Below are 23,589 nucleotides of genomic sequence, written 5' to 3'. Positions count from 1 at the left end.
AATCTGCTCGGGCGCGAAGCGGTAACCGAGCCGGCCCAGTAAACCCAGCAACTCGTCCGACGACAGCAGGTAGAACAGCATCAGCACATCGGCCTGCTTGGACGCCTTGTAGTTGTTCACGCTGTCGTTCTCGGCCTCCAGGATGCGGTCAAGCCGCTGGATGTTCCCGTACCGTTGCCGGTACTCGTCCCAATCCAGTTCCGCCAGTTCGGCATAACCTTCGAACTGACTGATCACGCCGTCGTGGAAGGGCACGAACATCCGCCGCGTCACGCGGTCCCACCTATCGAGCTCGTCGGCCGTGAGATCCACCTTCGCCACCAAATCGAGCCGGTCCCGCAGCGGTAGCAGATCGAGCGCGTCCATCGCCCGCATGATCACCCAGACGGCCATCACATTGGTGTATGCGTTGTTGTCGATGCCGTCGTATTCCTTGCCCGGATAACCCGAATGGAATTCGTCGGGGCCGATGACGCCGCGGATCGTGTAACGTCCGCTGGTCTCGTCCAGTTTCGCCAGACCCGCCCAGAACCGTGCGATTTCCACGAGCATCTCGGCGCCGTAGTCGACGAGCAACTGGCGGTCACCAGACACCTGATAGTGCTGCCAGAGGTTGTAGGCGATGGCGAGACCGACATGATGCGCACGCCCGCTCGGATCCGGATTCCAGTGTCCGGACTGCGGATTGAGGTGCATTTCCTGGCTGACCTCGCGGCCGTCGCTACCCGACTGCCAGGGATACATCGCGCCGAGGTAACCCGCCACCCGCGCCGCTCGGCGGGCCTCGGGGAGCCGCCGATACCGGTAGAGCAGCAGCGACCGGGTCACGTTCGGCATCCTTATGCCGAGGACCGGGGACACGAACAACGCGTCCCAGAAAACGTGCCCGCGGTAGGCCTCGCCGTGCAGGCCCCTCGCAGGTACGCCGGCGTCGAGGTCGGCTGTGTGCGGTGAGATCGTCTGCAGCACATGCACCAGGTGCAGCCGCAGGATGCGTAGCGCGTCGGCGCTGTCGACGCCGTCGGCCAGGCCGATGGCGCATTGCTCCCACAGCAGGGCCCACGCCCGGGCATGCTGACGATGCAGCTCGGCGTAGCGGCCGGCGGCATCGAGGTGCAGCTGGGCGGTGCTCGCCGGTTCCGAGATGGCGCTGTCCCGGCTCGTGAAGATGGTCGCGATCTTTTCCAGCGTGACCGATTGCCCCACCGCCAGCGCGACCTGGATGTCGTGCCCGCCGCGGCCGGCTTCCCGCACGATCTTGTACTGCGCAATGGCCCGAGCGTCGTCGCACCACGCGCTGCTGCGTGCGGCCACCGCGATGCCGATGTGTGATTGCGAGGTCTCGGCGCGCAAGATCGCCGAGTCGGCTGCGGACTCGTCGACCACCGTTGACGCGAGGTGCGTGCTCGACAGCGAACGGTAGCGCTCGACCATGCTATTGCACACATTGCCGTCCAGCAGCGACCGGAACTCGATTGTGCCCGACCAGTTCTCAGCATTGACGGTGGTTTGCATGGCGAGCAGGTGCGGCTGGTCCATGGACGCGAACCGTGCTTGGGTCATTGTCGTGATCTGGCCCGCGCCGTCCCGGAATCGCAGGGCGCGGGTCAGCGTCGCATGCCTCAGGTTGAACGTCTGCCTGTAGGACAACAATTCGGTGTCGTCGATGTGAAACCACGGCCCGCCGTTGATCCGGAAGGTCAGCGAGAGCCAGTTGGGGAGGTTGACCAGGCTCTCGTTCTCGATGGTCCGGCCGGCGATGCGATCGACCAGCGTGTTGTAGACGCCGGCCACATACGTCCCCGGGTAATGCGCCTCGGCTGCTGTCGCCTCGGGTGCGCAGCCACGGGTGGCGACGTAGCCGTTACCGACGGTGCACAGCGTTTCGCGCAGCCGCTCGTAGGCGGGGTCATATCCCTCGTAGACCAGCTCCCACGGATCGCTGGGCTCGGCCGCCGCGCGTAGATCGTTTGCCAGGCGCCGGACGAAATCACACACCGCGGACGGATTCGCCAGGCTGAACAGCGCGGCGCACGGGCGATCCCCGTCCTCGTTGTACCGCAACGCAATTCCGATGCCGTCGAATTGGACGGCGTCGAAGGCATCCTCGTCGGTAAGGTCTTCGCCGACATAGATCGGTAGCACGGTGCCGCTGCCCGTTCCCTCGATGTGTTCGAGGATCCAGTTGAGCGTCCTGCCCTTGCCCCAATCGAGGCTGGGCCGAAGCTCGATGACTTTGCGCCCCGCGGTGATTCGCAGGCCCTGGGATCGGCCGAGCTTGCGTGTCGTCGCGATTACGCGGTCGACCTCTTTCGGGTCGACGTTGCGGTAGTGAACCGCGACCGCGAAGCGCTTGTGCTCCACCCGGATTCCGGGGATATCGCCGAGCAGCTCGGCCAACCGGTGGGCCGCGCGCGCCAGGGCGGCGGTGGCACCGATGGCCGCCGCGTTGTCATGGTGGGTGCCGTCCGGTGCCACGAGTTCGAAGCCGTGACTGCCGGCGTACCAGATTCCGTCCACGTTCACGCGTTCGCGAAGATCGCTCAGATCGCGCCCGCTTATCACCGCGACGGGGCACTGGGTCGCCAGGGCGCGCAGCGCTTCGGCGGCGCCCTCGACCAGGGTGGCGGCCTCCGGCTCGGCGACGATCTCGGACAGCGTGCCGTCGAAGTCGAGGAACACCGCCGGGCGCCGGCTGGCCACCAGTTCCTTCAGCTGGCTGTAGACCGCCATCGCGTCGGCGATGGTCGACAAGGGTTTGCCGCCCGACCGCACCGAGATCTCGGCAAGATCGCCGACGACGGTGTCCGCCCCGCGGGAAAGCAACTCGCCGGTTCCTCCGTTGCGCTCCAGACCTATGACGAGGCCGAAACCGGCGTCGTGGCCGGCCGCGATTCCCGCTTCGGCGCAGTCGATGAGGACGCAACGGCCCGGCCGCACGCCCAGGCGCGTGACGGCCATGGTCAGGGCCGCATCGGCACGCTCGGCGGCGCCGGCGGCGCAGACGAGTTCCTCCACCCCCGCGGCGCGCAGCACGGCTGCGCAGTCCCGGGTCGAGGAATAGACGGCGGTGGCGACGCCGACGTCGCGCACCCGCTGCAGAAATCCGGCGGTCGATCCGCGGGCTTCTACCACCCCCGGTTCCGGCTCCACGACCACACAGTCGAGCCCGAGAATCACCGCGTCGTGGTAGCGCCTATCGACCGTAACAGGCCATTCGGTCACCTTTGTGACGATGCCACAGCACCGACGCCGGTCAAGGCAAATGGAAGCACGGGGGCCTCATGGCCATGCGGTTGGTGACTAAAGCCTCATGATCGACGGCCGTTCCCGCCATAGCGTTTTGGGCGAGGAGAGGGAGAACATCATGTCCGTACTCGCAAACCGCCATGGCATCGTCGTCGGGATCGACGGATCGCCGGCCTCGAACGCCGCCGTCTGTTGGGCGGCCCGCGACGCGGCTATGCGACACGTCCCGCTGACCGTGGTCCACATGGTGAACGCGATTGTGCCGATGTATCCGGCGCTGCCGCTGTCGACCGGCGTGGCGGTGTGGCAGGAAGAGCAAGGCCGCGAGGTTCTCGAGCAGGCGGTCAAGATCGCCGAGGAGGCCGTCACCACCGACCGCAAGCTCGACGTGCGAAGCGAGCTGAGGTGCGCGCCCCCGGTGCCCACGTTGGTCGAGATGTCCAAAGAGGCCGAGATGGTCGTCGTCGGCAGCAATGGACGCGGGGCGATGGGCAGGCTGCTGTTGGGCTCGGTGAGCAGCAGCGTGGTGCGCAGCGCGCGCTGCCCGGTCGCGGTCATCCGCGACGAAGACCCGCTCATGCCACACCCTCAGCAAGCCCCGGTGCTCGTGGGCATCGACGGCTCACCCGCATCGGACGTCGCGGTGGCCGTGGCGTTCGACGAGGCGTCGCGTCGTGGTGTCGAGCTGACGGCGCTGCACGCCTGGAGTGACGTCGACGTCTTCGAACTGCCCGGGGTGGATTGGTCGGCGGTGCGAGGGGAAGCCGAGCGGAGCCTTGCCGAACAACTTGCCGGCTGGCAGGAACGCTATCCCGACGTCACCGTGCACCGGGTCGTGGTTTCCGACCGGCCGGCCCGCCAGCTCATCGAACAGTCGGAATCCGCCCAACTCGTCGTCGTGGGCAGCCACGGTCGCGGCGGCCTGTCCGGCGTGCTGCTCGGTTCGGTCAGCAACGCCGTGGTCCACTCGGTCCGGATGCCGGTGATCGTCGCGCGGCCTTCCTAGGGTCGCGCCGCCGCCGTGCCGTATCTCGATGTGCACGAAACCCACACCGGTGTCGTCATTCTCGCCGGTGACCGCGCATACAAAGCCAAGAAGCCGGTGCTGACCGACTTTCTCGACTTCCGCTTGCCGCAGCAGCGCGAGCACGCCTGCCGCCGGGAGGTCGAGCTCAACAGCCGGCTCTCGCCCGACAGCTATCTCGGCGTCGCCCACCTCACCGACCCGCTCGGCGGCCCGCCCGAGCCGGTCGTGGTCATGCGGCGCTATCGCGACGAGGACCGCCTCGCGCACCTGGTGACCCACGACACCGCAGAGTCCGTGCACCGAGTGTTGGACGCGGTCGCGGCGGTGTTGGCCCGCTTCCACGAACGCGCCGAGCGCGGCGAGCGGATCAACGCCCAGGGCGAGCCCGCCGCGATCGAATGGCGCTGGCGGGAGAATCTGTCCGAATTGGAACGGTATGCGGCCGAATCGATTCCGGGGGTCTCGGCCGACGATGTCGCCCAGTTGCAGCGCCTGGTGGCCCAGTTCGTTGCCGGGCGCGCGGGGCTGTTCGCGCGGCGCATCCGCGACGGGCGCATCGTCGACGGGCACGGCGACCTGCTCGCCGACGACATCTTCTGGGTTGGCGGCAGCCCCGCGCTGCTGGACTGCCTGGAGTTCGACGACCGGCTGCGCCATGTCGACTGCATCGACGACGCCGCCTTTCTCGCGATGGACCTCGAGTTCCTGGGCCGCAAGGACTTCGGCGACTACTTCCTGCAGCGCTACACCGAGCACGCGGGTTGGGCGGCGCCGCCGTCGCTGTCCGACTTCTACATCGCCTACCGGGCCGCGGTGCGGGCGAAGGTGGACTGCGTCCGGGTTTCGCAGGGCAGCCCGGGCGCGTCCGACGACGCCGCCCGCCACCTGGGCATCGCCACCCGGCACCTGCAGAGCGGCACCGTTCGGCTTGCGCTCGTCGGCGGCAACCCGGGAACCGGGAAGTCCACCGTGGCCCGCGGCCTGGCCGAATCATTTGGGGCGCAGGTCATTTCCACCGACGACGTGCGCCGGGAGCTTCGCGACTCGGGCACCATCGCCGGTGAGCCCGGCGTGCTGAACGCCGGGCTCTACAGCCCCGACCAGGTCGCGATGGTCTACGAGACCGCCCTGCGCCGCGCGCGGCAGTTGCTGGGGGAGGGGCACTCGGTGATCCTCGACGGCACCTGGCGCGACGCGCGGACCCGTGACCGGGCCCACCGGCTAGCCGCCGAGACGCACTCGGCGCTCGTCGAATTCGTGTGCTCGGCGACGGCCGACGTGGCGGCCGACCGGATAAAAACCAGGCCCGCGGGCAATTCGGAGGTGACCCCGGAGATCGCCGCCGCCCTGGCCGCCGGGCACGCCGACTGGGACGGCGCGCACCGGATCGACACCTCGCGGCGCCCGGACCTCGTCGCTCGCGAGGCGCACGACCTCTGGCGGGGCGCAACGTAACAGCGGAGGTTCCAACGTCCCGCCCGCCGGGGACCAACGGCCCTGCCCGCCCCCGCAGCGCGGGGATACAGTTTGCCTCACCGAATTCGACGAAAATGGTGGCGATGGACGCGAAAGTGCCGACCGAGCAGGTCATCTGGGACGCCGTGACGCTCGCGTGCCGCGCGCCTTCGCTACACAACAGCCAACCCTGGCGGTGGGTAGCCGATGGCACCAGGCTGCACCTGTGGGCCGACCCGCGCCACGCGATGCACGCCACCGACCACACCGGCCGGGAGCTGATCCTGAGCTGCGGCGCCGTCCTCGACCACCTGCGGGTCGCGATGGCCGCCGCGGGCTGGGAAAGCGTCACCGAGCGTTTTCCCACCGAGGGCAGACCGGATCACCTCGCGAGCGTGGGCTTTTTGCCCGTGGAGAACGTGACGGCGCAGTGCCGGCTGCGGGCCGACGCGATCCTTCGGCGCCGCACCGACCGGCTGCCCCTGGGCGCACCGACCGCGTGGCCCACGTTGCATTCGACCCTGAGCCGCGCGGTGACCCCGTACGACGTGTCGCTGGACGTGGTCGACGACGACGAGCGGCCGAGGCTGGCGGAGGCGTCGCGGCTCACCGAGCAGTTGCGCCGAAGCGATACGTCCTACCTGACCGAATTGCGTTGGTGGACATCGCCCTTCGAATCCAACGCCGACCATGTGCCCGAAAGCGCCCTGGTGTCCAGCTCCGAGGCCGCGCGCGTCGACATCGCCCGCGCGTTCCCGCCGGCGGGCGGGGGCCGCCGCCGCGCCGCGATCGAGGCGGACCACTCCAAGATTGTGGTGCTGTCCACCCATGACGACGATGCGCCTGCCGAAGTGCTGCGCTGCGGTGAGGCGCTGTCGGCGGTGCTGCTCGAATGCACTTTGGCCGGCATGGCCACCTGCACGCTGACCCACATGACGGAGATGTCGCTGAGCCGCGACATCATCAGGCAGATCACCGGCGGCTCCGGCCAGCCGCAGCTGCTGATCCGGGTCGGCCGGTCACCGGCCAAGGACCCACACGCGAAACCCACCGCCCGGCGTCCGGTGACCGAAGTCCTCGAGATGCGTGGGTGACCGACATGTCAAGGGGGAGGCATCGATGACTTGGCACCGGCTGGTGATGGAAACCAGCGAGAAGGGCGGTGCGGCCCGCAGCCTCGGTGAGCCGGCGCTCGCCGCGCTAATCCAGGACGACGTCGTCGCCGGCGCCGCCCTGTATCGCCAGCCACCGCGACCCTGAGGGGCGGACCTTCAGCGAGATTGCGCTCAGGGTCGTGGACGCACCCTCAATCACAGCCCTCCTGGCAATCTCGGCGGAAACGCCTCATTGCAGTTGCACCGCGCGCTCGAGGTCCAGGATCTGCCGGGTGGTCTTGACCACCACGTCGGGGTTCAGGCTGATCGAGTCGATGCCGCAGCGAACCAGGAACTCGGCCATGTCGGGGTAGTCCGACGGCGCCTGACCGCACAACCCGGAGTGAATCCCGTTGCGCCGGCAGCCCTCCACGGCCAGACGGATCATCTCCTTGACGCCCTCGTCGCGTTCGTCGTAGTCGAAGGCCACGATCTCGCTGTCCCGGTCGACGCCGAGGGTCAGCTGGGTGAGGTCGTTGGATCCGATGGAGAACCCGTCGAAGCGCTTGGCGAACTCGTCGATGAGGATCACGTTGTTGGGGATCTCGCACATCGCGTACACCTTGAGCCCGTTCTCCCCGCGGCGCAGACCATGTTTGGCCATTTCCGCCAGCACCAGGTCCGCCTCGGCCACCCGGCGCACGAACGGCAACATCAGCACGACGTTGGTCAGCCCCATCTGTTCGCGCACCCGCTTCATCGCCCGGCACTCCAGCGCGAATCCCTCGGCGTAGGCCGGGTGCGCATAGCGCGAGGCGCCGCGGAAGCCGATCATCGGGTTGCTCTCGGCCGCCTCGAAGCCGCTGCCGCCGACCAGGCTGGCGTATTCGTTGGTCTTGAAGTCCGACATCCGCACGACGACGGGCTTGGGCCAGAAGGCGGCGGCGATGGTGCCGATCCCTTCCGACAGGCGCTCCACGAAGAATTCGGCGCCGTCGGAATAGGTGTACGTCAGCGTTTCGATGGTCCGCCGGGCCTCGGGATCGTCCACCCGGTCGGGGTGGAGCAGGGCCAGCGGGTGCACCCGGATGTACTCGTTGATGATGAACTCCATCCGGGCCAGCCCCACGCCGTCGTTCGGCAAGAACGACGTCTTGAACGCCAGATCCGGGTTGCCGAGGTTGACCATGATCTCGGTGTGCGGGCGCTCCTGATCGGAAACCTCGGTGCGATCGACGCGAAACCCCAACTCGCCGCGGTAAACCCGCCCCGTGTCGCCCTCCACGCACGACACCGTGACGACCTCGCCGTCGGGCACGCTCGTGGTGGCGTCACCCGCGCCGACAACGGCGGGGATACCGAGCTCGCGGGCGATGATCGCCGCGTGGCAGGTGCGCCCGCCCCGGTTGGTGACGATGGCCGCGGCGATCTTCATGATGGGTTCCCAGTCGGGCGTGGTGACGTCGGCCACCAGCACGTCGCCGGCCTGGAACTCCGACAGCTTCGCGAGGTTGTCCATCCTCCTGGCGATGCCCGTGGCGACCTTCTCGCCGACCGAGCGGCCCTCGGCGAGCACCTCCTTGCCCTCGGTACCCTTGCTCTCCAGCACGTAGCTTTCGACGACCGTCAGGCTGCGCTGGGACGCCGCGGTTTCGGGTCGCGCCTGGACGATGTAGAGCCGCCCGTCGAGACCATCCTTGGCCCATTCGATGTCCATCGGTCGCCCGTAGTGGCCCTCGATGGCGCAGGCGTAGCCGGCCAGCTCGAGGACGTCCTCGTCGGTAATGCAGAACCGGGCCCGGTCGGCCTTCGGGGTGGGGATGTTGCGGACGGTGTTCTTCGTCTCTCCCTCGACGTAGATCATCTTGACCGCCTTGTCCCCGATCAGCCGGCGCAGCACCGCGCGGTGGCCGGCCTGATAGGTCGGCTTGTGCACGTAGAACTCGTCGGGGTCGACCGCGCCCTGGACCACGTTCTCGCCGAGCCCGTAGGCGCCGGTGATGAATACGACGTCGTGGAAGCCGGATTCGGTGTCCAGGGTGAACATCACCCCGGACGAGGCGAGGTCGGAGCGCACCATCTTCATGACGCCGATCGACAGCGACACCTTGAAGTGGTCGAAGTCCTGGTCGACCCGGTAGTGGATGGCCCGGTCGGTGAACAGGCTGGCGAAACACCGGCGGCAGGCGTCCAGCAGGCTCTCGGTGCCCTTGATGTTGAGGAAGGTCTCCTGTTGGCCGGCGAAGCTGGCGGTCGGCAGGTCTTCGGCGGTCGCCGAGCTGCGCACGGCCAGGCTGACGTCTTCGCCGTATTCCTCCTGAAGCTGCCGGTAGGCGGCCGTGATCTCGGCGGCGAGCTCCGGGGGAAGCCCTGCGCCATAAACGATTTCGCGGGCCTGCTTGCCCTTGCGCGCCAGCGCGGTGACGTCGTCGGGGTCGAGATCGTCAAGCGTGGCGTGCAGCGTGTCCCAGGCGCCGGCGCTGTCCAGCACGTGCCGGTAGGCCTCGGCGGTGATCGCGAACCCGTGCGGAACGCGCACACCCTGCCCGGTCAGCTTCTGGAACATCTCGCCCAGGGAGGCGTTCTTCCCGCCGACCAGTGGGACGTCCTCGATGCCGATTTCTTCGAAGAAGCGGATGTAGGTGAAATCGCTCATGGTGTTCTTCCTTCGGAAGGGTTGCATCAATACGCTTCGTAGATACCGCGGTTCGCTTTTCGCATGATCACCCGTGCAGTGCGGCCGGGTTGCTGCGGGACTCGGCGGCGAAAGCATCTGCGTTGCTGCTCAATTGCTCTCCCGTCACCCCCCTCACGATATGGCCGGGGGTGCGCCGCCGCAGCCGCCGTTTGGCCTCAGTAGTTGAGGACTTACGGCCCTGCTAGCAGGGCATTGGGGCGCGGAAGGTAGCACCATGGAGCAATTGACCGCGCTCGATGCCGGCTTTTTGGAGGTCGAGGACTCGGATCCGCATGTCAGCCTGGCGGTGGGCGGCGTGTCGATCGTGGAGGGGCCGGTGCCGACCTACGACGAGTTCGTCGCCCAATTCGCCGAGCGGGTCGCAACGGTACCGCGGTGCAGGCAGGTCCTGCGGACCCATCCGCTCGACCTGCGACCACCGGAGTGGGCCGATGACCCGCACTTCGACCTCGCGCGTCACGTGCACCGCGTCGCGCTGCCGCACCCGGGCGGCGACCCTGAACTGTTCGAGATGATCGCGTCGCTGATGGAACGCCGACTCGATCGTGAGCGACCGCTATGGGAGTCGTGGATCATCGAGGGGCTCAGCGGAAATCGGTGGGCGGTGCTCACCAAGATTCATCACTGTATCGCCGACGGCATCGCGATGACGCAGCTGTTCGCCAAGTTCGGCGACGACGACGGCGACGGTGGCACCTTTGCCGTCGACGTCGGCGCCGCCAGGAAGGTCGTTCGGCGCGGGGTGGATCTGTCCAAGATCAACCTCAATCCGTTGAGCTGGGTCAGCGGAATCGGGCGAAGCGCGTTCGGCGCGGTGACCGCGGCCGAACACGCGGCGATCGGGGCGGCCGAGCTGGCCACCACGCTGTTGCGTCCCGCCCCCCAATCTTCGCTGCACGGGCCGGTAACCGCGATGCGGCGGTACAGCGTGGCCCGCGCCCGGCTGCGGGACATGAACAAGGTCGCCCGGGCATTCGGGGTCACGCTCAACGACGTTGCGCTGGCGGCGATTACCAATAGTTACCGCGCCGTCTTGCTGGCGCGCGGGGAACAGCCGGGCCGAGACTCGCTGCGCACGCTCGTCCCCGTCTCCGTCCGCGGGGTGGACCACTTCAATGTCGCCGGTAACCGGGTCTCGGCGATGCTGCCGTTGCTGCCCGTCGACGAGGCGGACCCGGTGCGGCAGCTGAAACTCGTGCACGACCGGCTCTCCCACGCCAAAGCGAGCGGTCAAAGCGAGGGTGGCAGCGCGATGGTGGTGGCCGCCAAGCGCACCCCGTTTGCGCTGTCGGCGTGGACGATTCGGTTGCTCTCGCGATTCCCTCAACGCGCGGTCGTCGCCTTGGCGAGCAACGTTCCCGGCCCACGAAGCCGCCAGCGGCTGATGGGCCGCCGGGTGCTGGAACTCCTGCCAATTCCTCCGATCGCCCTTCAGGTGCGCACCGGCATCGGAATGCTCAGCTACGCCGACAGTTTCGTCTTCGGCATCACCGCCGACTACGACTCGGCGCCCGACATCGACGCGCTCGCCGCCGGCATCGAGAAGGGGATGGCGCAATTGATTGCGGCCGCGCGTACCCGGGGCCGCAAGGCGTCATGACGCGCCGGACTCGGTGAGGCGTTCATACGCCGTCAGCAGTAGGTGGTCGAACTCCGATCGGGCATCGAGGCGCGACCCGGCGGCGCGGAAGTCTTCGGCGATCTGCTCGGCGAGCGGCCGCAACTTGACGTTCGCTGCCTGGGAAAGCCATTTGAGCAATTCGAATGCCGCGCTGCCACTGATGCCGTAGATCAGCATCAGCATGCCCTTGGCCTGTTCGATGCCGGCCCGGTTCTCGTTGATCTCGGCCAGCCTGGCGCTGACGATCTCCTCCGTCCCCTGCCCGGTGGTCGGGGAGACGTCGATGTAAAACCCGTGCGTGCCGACGACGTCGCCGTCGTCGTCGAAGAACCGGTCACCCACAACGACGACGTGGCGCACATTCCCGCCGGTGTCGATGATTCGATGGCGGGTGCTGAACGCCTGCCGGGTGTTGACGATCTGATCGATGGTGGCCGCGACCTGCCCACGGTCGTCCGGATGCTTGTGCGAGAGCACCAGATCGGTGGTCGGCGTCATGCTCCCGGGCTCGTACCCGTGCATCCGCTGCACCTCTTCCGACCACTCCCAGCGCTGGTCGGTGAAGTAGAAGCGGAACCAGCCGGCGGGTTGTGCGGCGCCGCCTGCCAACGCCTGTTCGACGTCAGCCCGTTGGCCGTCCAGTTCCCACTTCATCTCAAACCTGGTCCTGCCTGGGACCGGCGGTGGCGGCGGGCCGGGTGTTTCTGCAGGGACCCGGGCCGCCGCCTGCCCGCCGGGGATCAGGCGTTGATGACCTCGCGCTGCGAGGCGTTTTCCTTGATGGCCGTCTGTCCGTCGCCGCGACCGACGGCGATCTTGCGCGGCTTGGCCCGCTCGGCCACCGGAATCCGCAGCCGCAGAACACCTTCGCTGTAGGACGCCTCGATCTTGTCGGTGTCGAGGTTCTCGCCGAGCACCAGTTGCCGGCTGAACACCCCGCGCGGGCGTTCGGTGGCCAGCATCTCGCGGTTCGGGTCGAGGGCGGGCCGCTCGGCGCGCACGGTGACGACGTTGCGCTCGATGTCGATGTCCAGCGACTCGGCATTGATGCCGGGCAGGTCGAACTCGACGACGAACTCCTCGCCCTGGCGCCAGGCGTCCATTGGCATCACTGCCGGCCGGGCGGCCGTGCCGAACACCTGGTGGGCAACGCGGTCGAGGTCACGGAAGGGGTCGGAACGCATCAGCATGGTGGTCACCTCTCACTCCAATCTAGGCTGTGGTCTGGCTATAACCTATGTCCAATGACATAGATTTGGTATAGCACCGTCGACATAATCACGCAAGTGTGATAAATAGATTTTCTGGGCCAGCTAGCTTCGAGGAGACGCGTGATGACCGACCAACGCGGCGATTCCGGCGTCCCGGCGCCCGATCACGGCGTGTATGGCATCTCGGTGGCCGCCGAGCTGTCCGGCATCCCGGTGCAGTCGCTGCGCCTGTACGAGCGGTATGGGCTGGTCGCGCCGGCGCGAAGCAACGGCGGCACCCGGCGCTACAGCGCCGACGACCTGGCCCGGCTCAAGCGCATCAGCGAGCTGGTCGGCGCCGGTGTCAACCTGGCCGGCGTCGCCCGGATCCTCGACCTCGAGGATCACAACGCGACGCTCTCGGCGGCCAACACCGACCTACGGTCCACCAACCGGACCCTGCGGAAGGCCGCCAGAAGCGCGAGGGTCACGCAGGGGGCCGGCGAACCCGGCGAAGGGGCCGGCTGAGGCACCGCCGCCCTCCGATTGCGCTCACCGACTTCGGGTACACAGCCTGCTGTGCCCTTGAGCTGAAGGAGATGCAATGGGAGAGGTGGCGGAAGCCAAGACCCAGGTGGTCGACGGCGCGCGGCGCGAAGCGGACGAATACCGCGGCGACGAGCCCCGGCCGTTGGCCGGCTACGTGGCGGTGCTGGTCATCTACACCGCCGTGGTGGCCGTCGCGACCACGGCCGCGCTCCTCACCGGGCGGACGTTGCCCACGCGGTGGCGGATTCAGGACCTGATCACGGTCACCCTTGGCACCCACAAGCTCTCCCGAACGTTGACCAAAGACGCGGTGACGAGCCCGTTGCGCGCGCCGTTCACCCGCTTCGCGGGCAGCGGCGGACCGGCCGAGGTCATGGAAGAGGTCCGGGAGGAAAGCCCGTTGCGGCACAGCCTGGGTGAACTGCTGACGTGCCCGTTCTGCTTGGACATGTGGGTGGCGACCGGCTTCGCCATCGGCTTGGTCTTCGCCCCCAAATTCACCCGCCTGATCGCCGGCGTCTTCACCGTGTTGACCGGCGCCGACTTCCTTCAGCTGGCCTACTCGATGGCGCAGCAGTCGGCGGAGGGCTGAGCGGCGCTCAGCCGGTCTTCGGCATCGGAATGCCCTCGCTGGCCGCGAACTGCGCGTCCTCCTCGGAGGACAACCCGATCGACACCACCGACCGGGCGAACAGCGCGTCGGTCAGGTAGGCCAGCGACACCGCCCACCGGTTGACGCCCCGCGGGATCGCGTACAGGTGATACGACCGGGTGACGATCTTGGCCGGCAGGCCCGAAAGGTGGATGTTCATCGGGTTGGCCACCGCCTGCCACGGTCCCAGGTCGACCACCAGGCCCAGGTTGCGGTGCTTGTACTGCTTGGGCGTGCCGTAACCGAGGCTGGCCGCCACGTTGCGGGCCAGCACCTTGCCCTGGCGGGTGGCGTGCTGGGCGGTGGGCGGCGTGATCTTTCCCGGCTGGGTCAGGTCGGGGACCGCAGCCGCGTCGCCGGCCGCGAAGACGTCGGGGTGATCCGGCACTTGCAGATCCGCCTGCACTTTGAGCCGGCCCCGCTCGGTCGGCAGCTCCAGATTCTGGATCAGCGGCGCGCCGGTGACACCGGTCACCCAGGCGACCGTGCGCGTGTCGATGCGGGAATCATCGCTGAGCACGACGTGATCGCCGTGAGCTTCTTTGAGGGTGAGGCCGAGCCGGACGTCGATCCCGCGCCGGCGGAGCACCTTCTGCGCGGCGTCGCCCAGCTTCTTGCCGACTTCGGGCATCACCTGCTCGGCCAGATCGAGGAGTACGAACCGGACGGCGGCGGGGTCGAAGCGCATCTGCTTGGCGGCCGCGTCGGCCAGCGCCCGCAGTTGAGCCACCAATTCGGTGCCCGAGTAGGAGGCCCCGACCACGACGACGGTGCGGCGGGCCTGGGCCACCCGCGGGTCGTCCTCGATGTTGGCCAGCTCGAGCTGCTCCACGAAATGGTCTCGCAGGTATAGGGCCTCGGCTGTGGTCTTCAAGCCGCGCGCGCACGTCGCGAGGCCCGGCACGTCGAAAAGCCGTGTCACCGAGCCCGGCGTGAGCACCAACCGGTCCCAGGCCATGGTGTGGCTGCGCTCTTCGGGATCGCACCAGCTCAGCGTTCGCTGGGCGAAGTCCACACCATCGACGCGGCCGCGCACCGCGTGCACGCCTTTGAGGCTGTTGGCCAGGGGGATCGCCACGAACCGGGCATCGACGACCCCACCGGCAACGTCGGGCAGCAGCGGGGTGTACAGCATGTAATCCACCGGGGAGACGATTGTGATGTCGGCCTGCACCCGCCGTCGCCGCAGGATGCGGGCCAGGCGGTGCGCACAGGTGAATCCGGTGAAGCCGCTGCCAACGATCACTATCGAGGTCATTAATCCGAGTGTAGGACGGACGCCCCGCCTAAATCCGGGCCGCCCTTCGCGGTTGCGCGTGGCCGGTCCGCGCGATTATCGTCAAAAATGTTTGGCGGCAGCCCATTACGTGCGTGCGGCGGCGGTGCGCAGTATTCTTGCCGGCCGCGCCACGGGCGCCATTCGTCGTGGGAGCCCGAGGCTCGAGCTTCGCTATTCGGCTTATCGACTTTCGCTTGGTGGGTTGACACAGGGATGATCACAAGAAGACTTGGATAAACGAGGCGTGGCTCTCGGGAAGGAGTGTGCCCGGATTCGACAGGGGGATGCTATGCAAGAGGGCAGTACGGCGGTCGTCGCCCGGCTCGCGGAAATGGTGTCCGATCTCGGCCGACAGGACACTGACACCGCGGCGGGCCTCAGCGAACTGATCGGCAACGGCGTAATGCACGTCGCGGGTTCGCAGTACGCGGGCATCACCCTGGCGGAGCGGAGCAAGGCGGTAACCAACGTGGCCGCCACCCATCGTTACCCGATGGTGCTGGACGCGATCCAGAACCGATACGGGGAGGGGCCATGCGTTGAGGCGGCCTGGCGCCACCACGTGATGCACGTCGAGGACCTCACCGAAGACGAACGGTGGCCGCGGTACCGACGTTGTGCGCTCGAGCAGACCCCGATCCGGTCCATTCTGTCGTTCGAGTTGTTCGTCGACCGCGGCGGCATGGCCGCGCTCAACTTCTATGCCGACTCCCCGCACGCTTTCCACGACGACGCGGTGGAGCTCGGCACCGTCTACGCCACGCACATCGCGCTGGCGTGGTCAATCATGCGCCGCCAGGACCAATTCCGCAGCGCCCTGGCCTCTCGGGACATGATCGGACAGGCCAAGGGAATCGTCATGGAGCGCTTCAACCTCGACGCCGTCGAAGCGTTCGAACTGCTCACGCGGCTCTCGCAGAAATCCAACACCCGGCTCATCGACATCGCGAAATCGTTGGTCGAAAGCGAGCATCCGCTCAAACGCCGGCGCCGCTGAGGCGGCGTTTCGGGGGCCGCGAGACGGGTATGTGCTTAGCACATGAAGGCTGTCACGTGGCACGGCAAGCGCGACGTTCGGGTGGAGTCGGTGCCCGATCCGAAGATCGAGCAACCCACCGACGCGATCATCGAAGTCACGTCGACCAATATCTGCGGTTCCGACCTGCACCTGTATGAGATCCTCGGGGCCTTCATGAAGCCAGGGGACATTCTCGGGCACGAACCCATGGGAATCGTGCGTGAGGTCGGGGGCGAAACGGGCGACCTGCGGGTCGGGGACCGGGTCGTCATCCCCTTCCAAATCTCTTGCGGCAGTTGCTACATGTGCGACAAGCGGCTCTACACCCAATGCGAGACCACCCAGGTGCGCGACCAGGGCATGGGGGCCGCACTGTTCGGCTACTCGGAGCTCTACGGCGAGGTCCCCGGCGGCCAGGCCGAACTGCTGCGGGTCCCGCAGGCGCAGTTCACCCACATCAAAGTCCCTGTGGGACCGCCGGATTCGCGGTTCGTCTACCTGTCCGACGTGCTGCCGACCGCCTGGCAGGCGGTGGCCTACGCCGACATCCCGGACGGTGGCACGGTCACCGTGCTCGGCTTGGGCCCGATCGGCGACATGGCCGCCCGCATCGCCCATCACCTCGGTTATCGGGTGATCGCCGTGGACCTGGTGGCCGAACGCCTCGGACGTGCCGCGCAGCGCGGTATCCACACCATCGACCTGGGACGGCTGGACTCCCCACTGGGAGAGGCGATTAGGGACCTGACCGATGGGCGCGGCTCCGACTCGGTCATCGATGCGGTGGGCATGGAAGCGCACGGTTCCCCGGCGGCCAAGCTGGCCCAACAGGCCACCGGAATGTTGCCGGACTTCATCGGCAAGCGGCTCATGCAGACCGCCGGCGTGGACCGGCTCAGCGCCCTGTACTCCGCCATCGACATCGTGCGCCGGGGCGGCACGATATCTCTGATAGGCGTGTACGGCGGGATGGCCGACCCGCTGCCGATGCTCACCCTGTTCGACAAGCAGGTGACCCTCCGGATGGGCCAGGCGAACGTGAAGAGGTGGGTGGACGACATCATGCCGCTGCTCACCGACGACGACCCGCTCGGCGTCGACACCTTCGCGTCGCATGTGCTGCCCCTCGACCAGGCCCCGCACGCCTACGAGATCTTCCAGAAGAAGCAGGACGGTGCGGTTAAGGTCATGTTAAGACCCTGAAAACCGCTGTGCGGCAAGGCCTCTCCGATCCGCCGTTTGGGGGAGGCCCCGGTAGGGTATTGAAAGCGCCATGACATCCGCAGAAGTATCCGTCCCCACGCCCACCGGAGAGGTGTGGCCGGGCCGCGCCTACCCCCTGGGCTCCACCTACGACGGGGCGGGCACCAATTTCGCCGTCTTCAGCGAAGTGGCCGAGCGGGTGGAGCTGTGCCTGTTCGACGCCGACGGCACCGAGAGCCGGATCCCGCTGCCCGAGGTCGACGGCTACATCTGGCACGCCTACATTCCCAACATTGAACCCGGACAGCGCTACGGCTACCGCGTGCACGGCCCGTACGACCCGCAGAACGGCTTGCGGTGCAACCCGAACAAGCTGCTGGTGGACCCGTATTCGAAGGCCATCGACGGGTCGTTCGAGTGGGACCAGGCCCTGTTCAGCTATAACTTCGGCGACCCGGACAGCCGCAACGACGACGACTCCGCCGCCTTCATGCCGAAGTCGGTGGTGATCAACCCCTACTTCGACTGGGGCAACGACCGGCCACCGGACCACCAATACGCCGACACGGTCATCTACGAGGCGCACGTCAAGGGCCTGACGCAGACCCACCCCGACATCCCCGAGCAGCTGCGCGGCACCTACGCGGGCGTCGCGCACCCGGTGATCATCGAGCACCTCAAGAACCTCGGCGTCACGGCCATCGAGCTGATGCCGGTGCACCACTTCGCCAACGACTCCACCCTGGTCGACAGGGGCCTGTCAAATTACTGGGGCTACAACACGATCGGATTTTTCGCACCCGACTTCAAGTACTCCAGCTCCGCCTCGCCCGGCGGGCAGGTGCAGGAATTCAAGGCCATGGTGCGCGCCCTGCACGAGGCCGGCATCGAGGTCATCCTCGACGTCGTCTACAACCACACGGCCGAGGGCAACCACATGGGCCCGACGCTGTCGATGCGCGGCATCGACAACGCCGCGTACTACCGGCTCGTCGACGATGACAAGCGGTACTACATGGACTACACCGGTACCGGTAACAGCCTCAACGTCGGGCACCCGCACGCCCTGCAGCTGATCATGGACTCGCTGCGCTACTGGGTGACCGAGATGCATGTCGACGGCTTCCGCTTCGACCTCGCCTCGACGCTGGCCCGCGAGTTCTACGACGTCGACCGGCTGGCCACGTTCTTCGAACTGGTGCAACAGGATCCGACGGTCAGCCAGGTCAAGCTGATCGCCGAGCCGTGGGATGTCGGGCCGGGTGGCTACCAGGTGGGCAACTTCCCGCCGCAGTGGACGGAATGGAACGGCAAGTACCGCGACGCCGTCCGGGACTTCTGGCGGGGCGAGCCGTCGACCCTCGACGAGTTCGCCTACCGGCTGTCCGGATCGGCCGACCTGTACGAGCACACCGCGCGGCGTCCCGTCGCGTCGATCAACTTCGTCATCGCCCATGACGGGTTCACGCTGCGAGACCTGGTGTCCTACAACGAGAAACACAACGAGGCCAACGGCGAGGACAACAACGACGGCGAGAGCCACAACCGGTCCTGGAACTGCGGCGCGGAGGGTCCGACCGACGACCCGGACGTCAACGCGCTGCGCGCGCGCCAACAGCGCAACTTCCTCACCACGCTGCTGCTCTCGCAGGGCGTGCCGATGATCTGCCACGGCGACGAGCTTGGCCGCACCCAGCACGGCAACAACAACGGGTACTGCCAGGACAACGAACTCACCTGGATCGACTGGTCCAAGACCGACAACGGCCTGCTGGAGTTCACCCGCCTCGTGTCGGCGCTGCGCGCCAACCATCCGGTGTTCCGCAGGCGCCGGTTCTTCTCCGGCAAGCCGCTGGGCCGCCGCGGCCAGGACGGGCTCCCCGACATCGCCTGGTTCACCCCCGAGGGCACCGAGATGACCGAGGAGGACTGGGGCGCGGGATTCGCGAAGTCCGTCGCGGTGTTCCTCAACGGACACGGCATCCCGGACCGCGACGCGCGGGGCCAGCGGGTGCTCGACGACTCGTTCCTGCTCTGTTTCAACGCCCACTACGAGCCGATCGAATTCACGTTGCCGGCAAAGGAATTCGGTGCATCGTGGCAGCTCGTGGTCTTCACCGGCCCCGACGAGGAGACGCCCGCGGAGGAGGTGCCCGGCGGTGGCACGCTCACCGTGGACGCGCACACGGCCGTGGTGCTGCAGGCCCCCGACGGGGGCTGATCCCGCCCGGGTGGCCGGGGACCTTCCGCCCATGGATTGATTACCTTGTGCCCTCGGGCATCGGCCGTCGATCCGCGCACACTGTCGGGTGCGCGCCGTGGGGGAAGGAAGGGGCAGCCGATGGACGGGCGGAGCCCCGAGGCGTGCCTGAACGACGTGGCCTGGTGCAGGCGGATCGCCCTGGCGGTGGTGTTCGCCATCGCGACGATGACGTGGGTGGGCTGGGCGACGGGTATTGACCGACTGACCCGCATCCACCCGACCTGGCCGGAGATGATGCCCTGGACGGGCGTTTGGCTGGTGGGGCTGGGTGCGGCGATTCTGCTCCAGTCGGGGCGCCCCTCGCTCGGGCGCGCGTGGGGCGGGCGAGGACTGGCACTGGTCGTGGGCGTCCTCGCCGTGATCGTGCTCGCGGAGTACGCCACCGGCAGGCCGTCGACCGGATTCGACCAGGTGTGGTTCGGTGACGCGGTCCGTGCATCACGATGGAGCTGGCCGGGGCGGCCGAGCCCGCAGACAGGCGTGTCGGCGCTGTTCCTGGCGGCGGCCACCGGCCTGATCCGAGTGGATCGCGGGACGCGCGTGGTCCGGCCCGCGTGCACCGCCGCGGGCGGTGCCATCCCATTCGTCACGGTCGGTGCCTACCTCTTCGACGCGCTGGCGCTGGTGGGCACCTCGTCTTCGACCGGCCAGGCACTGATGACGGCGTCGGCGCTGCTGCTGGTCGCCGCGGCGACGGCGCTGGCGCGCCCCGACCGGTTCCCGGTCGCCTGGCTGCTCGCCCGCCCCGACCGGAAGTCGCTGCTTCGGCTGGCCGGCCTGCTCGCCGCGCTTCCGGTCGTCGTCGCGGTTTCGCGGCCGATCTTCCTGGCGCTCGGGGTCGGACCGCACGCCGAGTGGACCTTCTCGATCCTGCTGGGAACCCTCGTCGTCGGGGTGATCACTTTCGTGTTCATCCAGAACGAGCAGAAACTGCTGATCGAGAAGGAGCTGGCCAGTACCGAGCGCGCCGAGGCCGAGGCGCGCTACCGCATCCTCGCCGACAACGCGGTCGACATCATCGTGCACCTGCGCGACGGCGAGCTTGCGTGGGTCTCGCCGTCCGTGGAGGCCGCGTTGGGCCGCGCCCCGCAAGACTGGACCGGCTCGGATTTCGACCAGTACATCCATCCGCGTGACCTCGAGGCGGTCATGACCGCGCTGGGGAGGGTCGCGGCCGGCGAATCGATGCTGCAACGGTTCCGGGTGCGTTCCGCCGACGGCAACTACCACTGGGTCGAGGGCCACGGAAAACCGTACGTCGACGCCGAGGGCAACACCGACGGCCTGATCGCCGCGGTGCGCGTCATCGACGAGCAGGTGGAGGCGGAGCGGCGGCTGGAACGGATGGCGAGGTTCGACACCCTTACCGGGCTGGTGAACCGGGCCGAGGCCATCAGCCGATTCGAGGCCGCGATGCGGAAGCCACGACCGCTCGGAACGTATGTCGGGGTCCTGTTCTGCGACGTCGACCGCTTCAAGGAGATCAACGACACCTGGGGCCACGGCGTGGGCGACTGTGTGCTGTCAACCCTCGCCGCGCGGATCCGCGAAAGTGTGCGCGCGGGTGACACGGTGGGCCGGATGGGCGGCGACGAGATGCTCGTCCTGCTGCCCGACATCCACAGCATGGACGAGCTCGTCCAGATCGCCGAGAAGATTCGCTGCCGTGCCGCCGAACCCATTGCGGTAGCCGGGAAGTGGTTATCGGCGACGCTCAGCATCGGCGCCACGCTTGCCATGCCCGGCGAGTCCGTCGACGCAATCACCGCCCGGGCGGACGCGGCCATGTATCGGGCCAAGCTGGGTGACCGGAACACCGTGGTTCGCAACTAAATTGCCGAGCCCCCGCCCTGCGACGCGTGATATCCGGTAGGTTTTTGCCGACGGCAGCTCGTTACAAGAGAGGGCAAATATGTCAAGGACAGTGGTGGTCGGCGCCTCGAGCGGACTGGGTCGCTGCATCGGCGTCGGTCTCGCTCAGCGCGGCGACCAGGTCGCGCTGTTGGCCCGGCGCCGCGAGCGCATCGAGGCGGCGGCCAAGGAGGCCGGCTCCGGCGCGATCGCCATCGAATGCGACGTCACCGACGAGGGGTCGTGCCGGTCGGCGATCGCCGCCGCCGCCGACGCCCTGGGCGGGATCGACAACATCGTCTACACCCCCGCCGTCGGGCCGCTGGTCCGCATGGTCGACACGGACGCCGCGACGTGGCGGCGCATCTTCGACACGAACGTCATCGGGGCGGCGCTGGTGACGGCCGCTGCGGTGCCGCATCTGACGGTCTCCGCGGGCAAAGCGGTCTACCTGTCCTCCGACGCCGGCACGTTCGGGCCGCCATGGCCGGGCCTGGGCGCGTACGGCGTCAGCAAGGCGGCCCTCGAGCGAATGGTCGACGCGTGGCGGGCCGAGCACCCCGACATCGGCTTCACCACCTTCATCGTCGGGGAGTGCCCAGGCGGCGAGGGGGACGCGGCCACGGGGATGAACATCGGCTGGGACATGGACCTGGCCATGAAGGCCGTGCCGCTGTGGGCCTCCCGCGGCTGCATGCCCGGCAAGCTGATGCCGGTCGAGGACCTCGTCGACGTGGTACACACGATCCTCCGGACGAACGCCGCGACCTCGATGCCGGTGGTGGTGGCCAGGGGCGCGCCCGCCAGCCCCGCGGCGTTCGCGGATTCCGCGCAGTCCTAGCGGCGGTCTTAAGCGCGGCCCAGCTTCTCGCGGACCAGATCGGTCAGGAAACGCCCGGCCGAGGTCGGCCGGAAGGCGCGGGCCGCCCCGGTGAGCGCCTCGCGCGCGTCCGGTGGCAGCTCGACGTCGGCGGCGGCGACGTTGAACTCCAGCTGCTCGACGCTGGACGCGCCGGGGATGGCGACGACGCCCGGATAACTGATCAGCCAGGCCAGCGCCACCTGAGCGGGCTTGGCGCCGACCGCGGTCGCGACGTCGCGCAGCGTCTGCAGCAGCGGCTCGACGCGGCGCAAATTCTCGGTGCCGAACAGCGAGTTCAGCGCCCGGATGCCCCCGGGACGGTTGTCCAGGCCATACTTGCCGCCCAGCAGACCCTGTTCGAGCGGGCTGTAGGCGATCACGATGCGGTTCTCCCGCTCGGCGAAGGGCACCAGATCCTCCAGCGCCCCGGCGTGGGCCAGCGAGAAGTGGACCTGATTGCTCACGACCGGCCGCCCGAGCGCCGCGTCGGCCTTGCGCCACCGCTCGAGCGAGTAGTTGGAGACGCCGACCGCGCCGATCTTGCCGCTGTCGAGCAGGTCCCGCATGCCCGGCATGATCAGCGTGTCGGGGACCAGTGGGTTGGACTGGTGGATCTGGTAGAGCGGGATGCGGTCCAGACCCAGCCGCCGCGCACTGGCGCGCTCGCGCTGCTTGATCACGGCGGGGAACGGCGCGACCGGCATGATCTTGCTGGCCACCGCGACGTCCGCGCGCTCGTCGCCGAGCGCCTCGCCCAGGATCCGCTCGCTCTTGCCCAGCCCGTACACCTCGGCGGTGTCGAACAGCGTCACCCCCAGGGCGCGGGCCCGGCGCACGATGTCACGCGCGGCGCCCGAGGCGTATCCCTCGCCGTAGCCCCACTCACGTGACCCGAACTGCCAGGTGCCCAAGCCGATTCGGCTGACGCGGCCCACTCCGTCGACGTCCAGATACTTCATGCGCCCACCCTAGCCAGGGATCTTGCCCAGCACGTAGTTGGCGATGCCCACCCCGGCCAGCCGCGGTTGGCCGGGGTCCGTGGTGCCGCTGCAGGACACCATCAGGTCGACGATGACGTTGGCCTTGGCCGCGATCGCGCGGGCCGAGCGGATCTGCAGGCCCTTGGGAGCGAGGTCCAGCGTGGTGATGCCGTTGGAGGCGTCGGCGGGCGTGCCCACCGAAAACGGGAGCGCCTCCCCGTTCGGGGGTGTCAGCGTCACGGTCAGGCCGCCGCATCGGCGCCATCCCGACAGCAACGTCCCCAGCTGCGCCTGGGCCGCCGCCGGGTCGTGGAAGGCCACCACGGCCTCGATGACCTGAGTGGACTTGAGAAAGCTGCGCGAGTCCCGGAACTCCGCCGCGCGGTATCCGGCGACGCCGGCGCCGCTATACGCGTCCGGCGTGCCGGGCGCGACACTGCCCCAGCATTCCGGCCGGTCGATGGCCCCTTCGGCGTTCGCGCGGCCCATGTTGTCCCACGTCTGGCCCGCCTCGATGTTCTCGTCGGTGGTGAGGTTCTTCAGGGCGTCGGCGCCCGGCAGGAGCGTGGCCAGGGCGTCGGGTGCGACCGGGCCCGGG

At 68.1% G+C, this 23,589-nt stretch carries 19 protein-coding genes; 12 read left to right on the top strand and 7 right to left on the bottom strand.

Annotated features, from left to right (window positions below):
• The coding region (gene otsB / locus A5709_RS15840; RefSeq protein ID WP_068120707.1) for a trehalose-phosphatase at nucleotides 1–3,225 on the bottom strand (3,225 nt) is incomplete at its 3' end.
• A gap of 142 nt (nucleotides 3,226–3,367) precedes the next feature.
• Between otsB and A5709_RS15835 the strand changes: the two genes are divergently transcribed.
• The 4 genes from A5709_RS15835 to A5709_RS28140 all read left to right on the top strand — a co-directional run bounded on the left by A5709_RS15835 (nucleotide 3,368) and on the right by A5709_RS28140 (nucleotide 6,991).
• Nucleotides 3,368–4,255, top strand: a complete 888-nt coding sequence (locus tag A5709_RS15835; RefSeq protein ID WP_067946610.1) for a universal stress protein — start codon at nucleotides 3,368–3,370, stop codon at nucleotides 4,253–4,255.
• A gap of 15 nt (nucleotides 4,256–4,270) precedes the next feature.
• Complete coding sequence (locus A5709_RS15830; RefSeq protein ID WP_156768072.1) at nucleotides 4,271–5,731, top strand: bifunctional aminoglycoside phosphotransferase/ATP-binding protein; 1,461 nt, start codon at nucleotides 4,271–4,273, stop codon at nucleotides 5,729–5,731.
• A 95-nt stretch (nucleotides 5,732–5,826) separates the two neighbouring features.
• Nucleotides 5,827–6,825, top strand: coding sequence for an NAD(P)H nitroreductase (locus A5709_RS15825; RefSeq protein WP_068120702.1), 999 nt, complete (start codon nucleotides 5,827–5,829; stop codon nucleotides 6,823–6,825).
• Nucleotides 6,826–6,850: 25 nt separating this feature from the next.
• Nucleotides 6,851–6,991 (top strand): hypothetical protein, encoded by a 141-nt coding sequence (locus tag A5709_RS28140; RefSeq protein ID WP_156768071.1) that lies wholly within the window; start codon nucleotides 6,851–6,853, stop codon nucleotides 6,989–6,991.
• Nucleotides 6,992–7,075: 84 nt separating this feature from the next.
• On the opposite strand, the gene ppsA is transcribed toward A5709_RS28140, so the two are convergent.
• A complete protein-coding gene (gene ppsA / locus A5709_RS15820; protein WP_068007407.1) occupies nucleotides 7,076–9,481 on the bottom strand; it encodes a phosphoenolpyruvate synthase in 2,406 nt (801 codons plus the stop codon).
• Between the two features lie 256 nt (nucleotides 9,482–9,737).
• On the opposite strand from ppsA, the gene A5709_RS15815 reads away from it, so the two are divergent.
• Nucleotides 9,738–11,123, top strand: a complete 1,386-nt coding sequence (locus A5709_RS15815; RefSeq protein ID WP_068120700.1) for a wax ester/triacylglycerol synthase family O-acyltransferase — start codon at nucleotides 9,738–9,740, stop codon at nucleotides 11,121–11,123.
• Here A5709_RS15815 and A5709_RS15810 read toward each other — a convergent pair.
• Both A5709_RS15810 and A5709_RS15805 read right to left on the bottom strand, forming a co-directional pair.
• Nucleotides 11,118–11,798, bottom strand: coding sequence for a PAS and ANTAR domain-containing protein (locus A5709_RS15810; protein ID WP_068120698.1), 681 nt, complete (start codon nucleotides 11,796–11,798; stop codon nucleotides 11,118–11,120). The two genes, A5709_RS15815 and A5709_RS15810, sit on opposite strands and share 6 nt — an antisense overlap.
• An 86-nt stretch (nucleotides 11,799–11,884) precedes the next feature.
• Nucleotides 11,885–12,334, bottom strand: a complete 450-nt coding sequence (locus A5709_RS15805) for an Hsp20/alpha crystallin family protein (protein WP_068120703.1) — start codon at nucleotides 12,332–12,334, stop codon at nucleotides 11,885–11,887.
• Nucleotides 12,335–12,478: 144 nt separating this feature from the next.
• Here A5709_RS15805 and A5709_RS15800 point away from each other — a divergent pair, with 144 nt between their 5' ends.
• The gene (locus A5709_RS15800; protein ID WP_068007416.1) at nucleotides 12,479–12,862 is read left to right on the top strand and encodes a helix-turn-helix transcriptional regulator; all 384 of its coding nucleotides are present in this window, start codon (nucleotides 12,479–12,481) and stop codon (nucleotides 12,860–12,862) included.
• A gap of 76 nt (nucleotides 12,863–12,938) precedes the next feature.
• Nucleotides 12,939–13,475 (top strand): DUF1360 domain-containing protein, encoded by a 537-nt coding sequence (locus A5709_RS15795; protein WP_067946592.1) that lies wholly within the window; start codon nucleotides 12,939–12,941, stop codon nucleotides 13,473–13,475.
• Nucleotides 13,476–13,482: 7 nt separating this feature from the next.
• Here the strand turns inward: A5709_RS15795 and A5709_RS15790 are convergent, their stop codons facing one another.
• Entirely contained in the window at nucleotides 13,483–14,793 is a 1,311-nt protein-coding gene (locus tag A5709_RS15790; RefSeq protein ID WP_068120696.1) for an NAD(P)/FAD-dependent oxidoreductase, read from the bottom strand.
• Between the two features lie 310 nt (nucleotides 14,794–15,103).
• On the opposite strand from A5709_RS15790, the gene A5709_RS15785 reads away from it, so the two are divergent.
• The 5 genes from A5709_RS15785 (at nucleotide 15,104) to A5709_RS15765 (ending at nucleotide 21,990) form a co-directional block, all read left to right on the top strand.
• A complete protein-coding gene (locus A5709_RS15785) occupies nucleotides 15,104–15,811 on the top strand; it encodes a GAF and ANTAR domain-containing protein (RefSeq protein ID WP_068120693.1) in 708 nt (235 codons plus the stop codon).
• A gap of 42 nt (nucleotides 15,812–15,853) precedes the next feature.
• Entirely contained in the window at nucleotides 15,854–17,035 is a 1,182-nt protein-coding gene (locus tag A5709_RS15780; protein ID WP_068120691.1) for a zinc-dependent alcohol dehydrogenase, read from the top strand.
• A gap of 70 nt (nucleotides 17,036–17,105) precedes the next feature.
• Nucleotides 17,106–19,256 (top strand): glycogen debranching protein GlgX, encoded by a 2,151-nt coding sequence (glgX, locus tag A5709_RS15775; RefSeq protein WP_068120689.1) that lies wholly within the window; start codon nucleotides 17,106–17,108, stop codon nucleotides 19,254–19,256.
• A 120-nt stretch (nucleotides 19,257–19,376) separates the two neighbouring features.
• Nucleotides 19,377–21,131 (top strand): sensor domain-containing diguanylate cyclase, encoded by a 1,755-nt coding sequence (locus A5709_RS15770; RefSeq protein WP_068120686.1) that lies wholly within the window; start codon nucleotides 19,377–19,379, stop codon nucleotides 21,129–21,131.
• 91 nt (nucleotides 21,132–21,222) lie between these two features.
• Nucleotides 21,223–21,990 carry an SDR family oxidoreductase gene (locus A5709_RS15765; protein ID WP_082974061.1) on the top strand — a complete coding sequence of 256 codons (768 nt, stop codon included), beginning with the start codon at nucleotides 21,223–21,225 and terminating at the stop codon, nucleotides 21,988–21,990.
• A gap of 8 nt (nucleotides 21,991–21,998) precedes the next feature.
• On the opposite strand, the gene A5709_RS15760 is transcribed toward A5709_RS15765, so the two are convergent.
• The gene (locus A5709_RS15760; RefSeq protein WP_068007435.1) at nucleotides 21,999–22,970 is read right to left on the bottom strand and encodes an aldo/keto reductase; all 972 of its coding nucleotides are present in this window, start codon (nucleotides 22,968–22,970) and stop codon (nucleotides 21,999–22,001) included.
• A 9-nt stretch (nucleotides 22,971–22,979) separates the two neighbouring features.
• The coding region (locus A5709_RS15755) for a sensor domain-containing protein (RefSeq protein ID WP_197520163.1) at nucleotides 22,980–23,589 on the bottom strand (610 nt) is incomplete at its 5' end.

Origin of the sequence: Mycobacterium sp. E1386 (assembly GCF_001672745.1) — a bacterium.
Taxonomy (GTDB): Bacteria; Actinomycetota; Actinomycetes; order Mycobacteriales; family Mycobacteriaceae; genus Mycobacterium.
The sequence above is the reverse complement of the archived record's forward strand: the minus strand, read 5'-3'. Positions and strand labels throughout refer to the sequence as shown.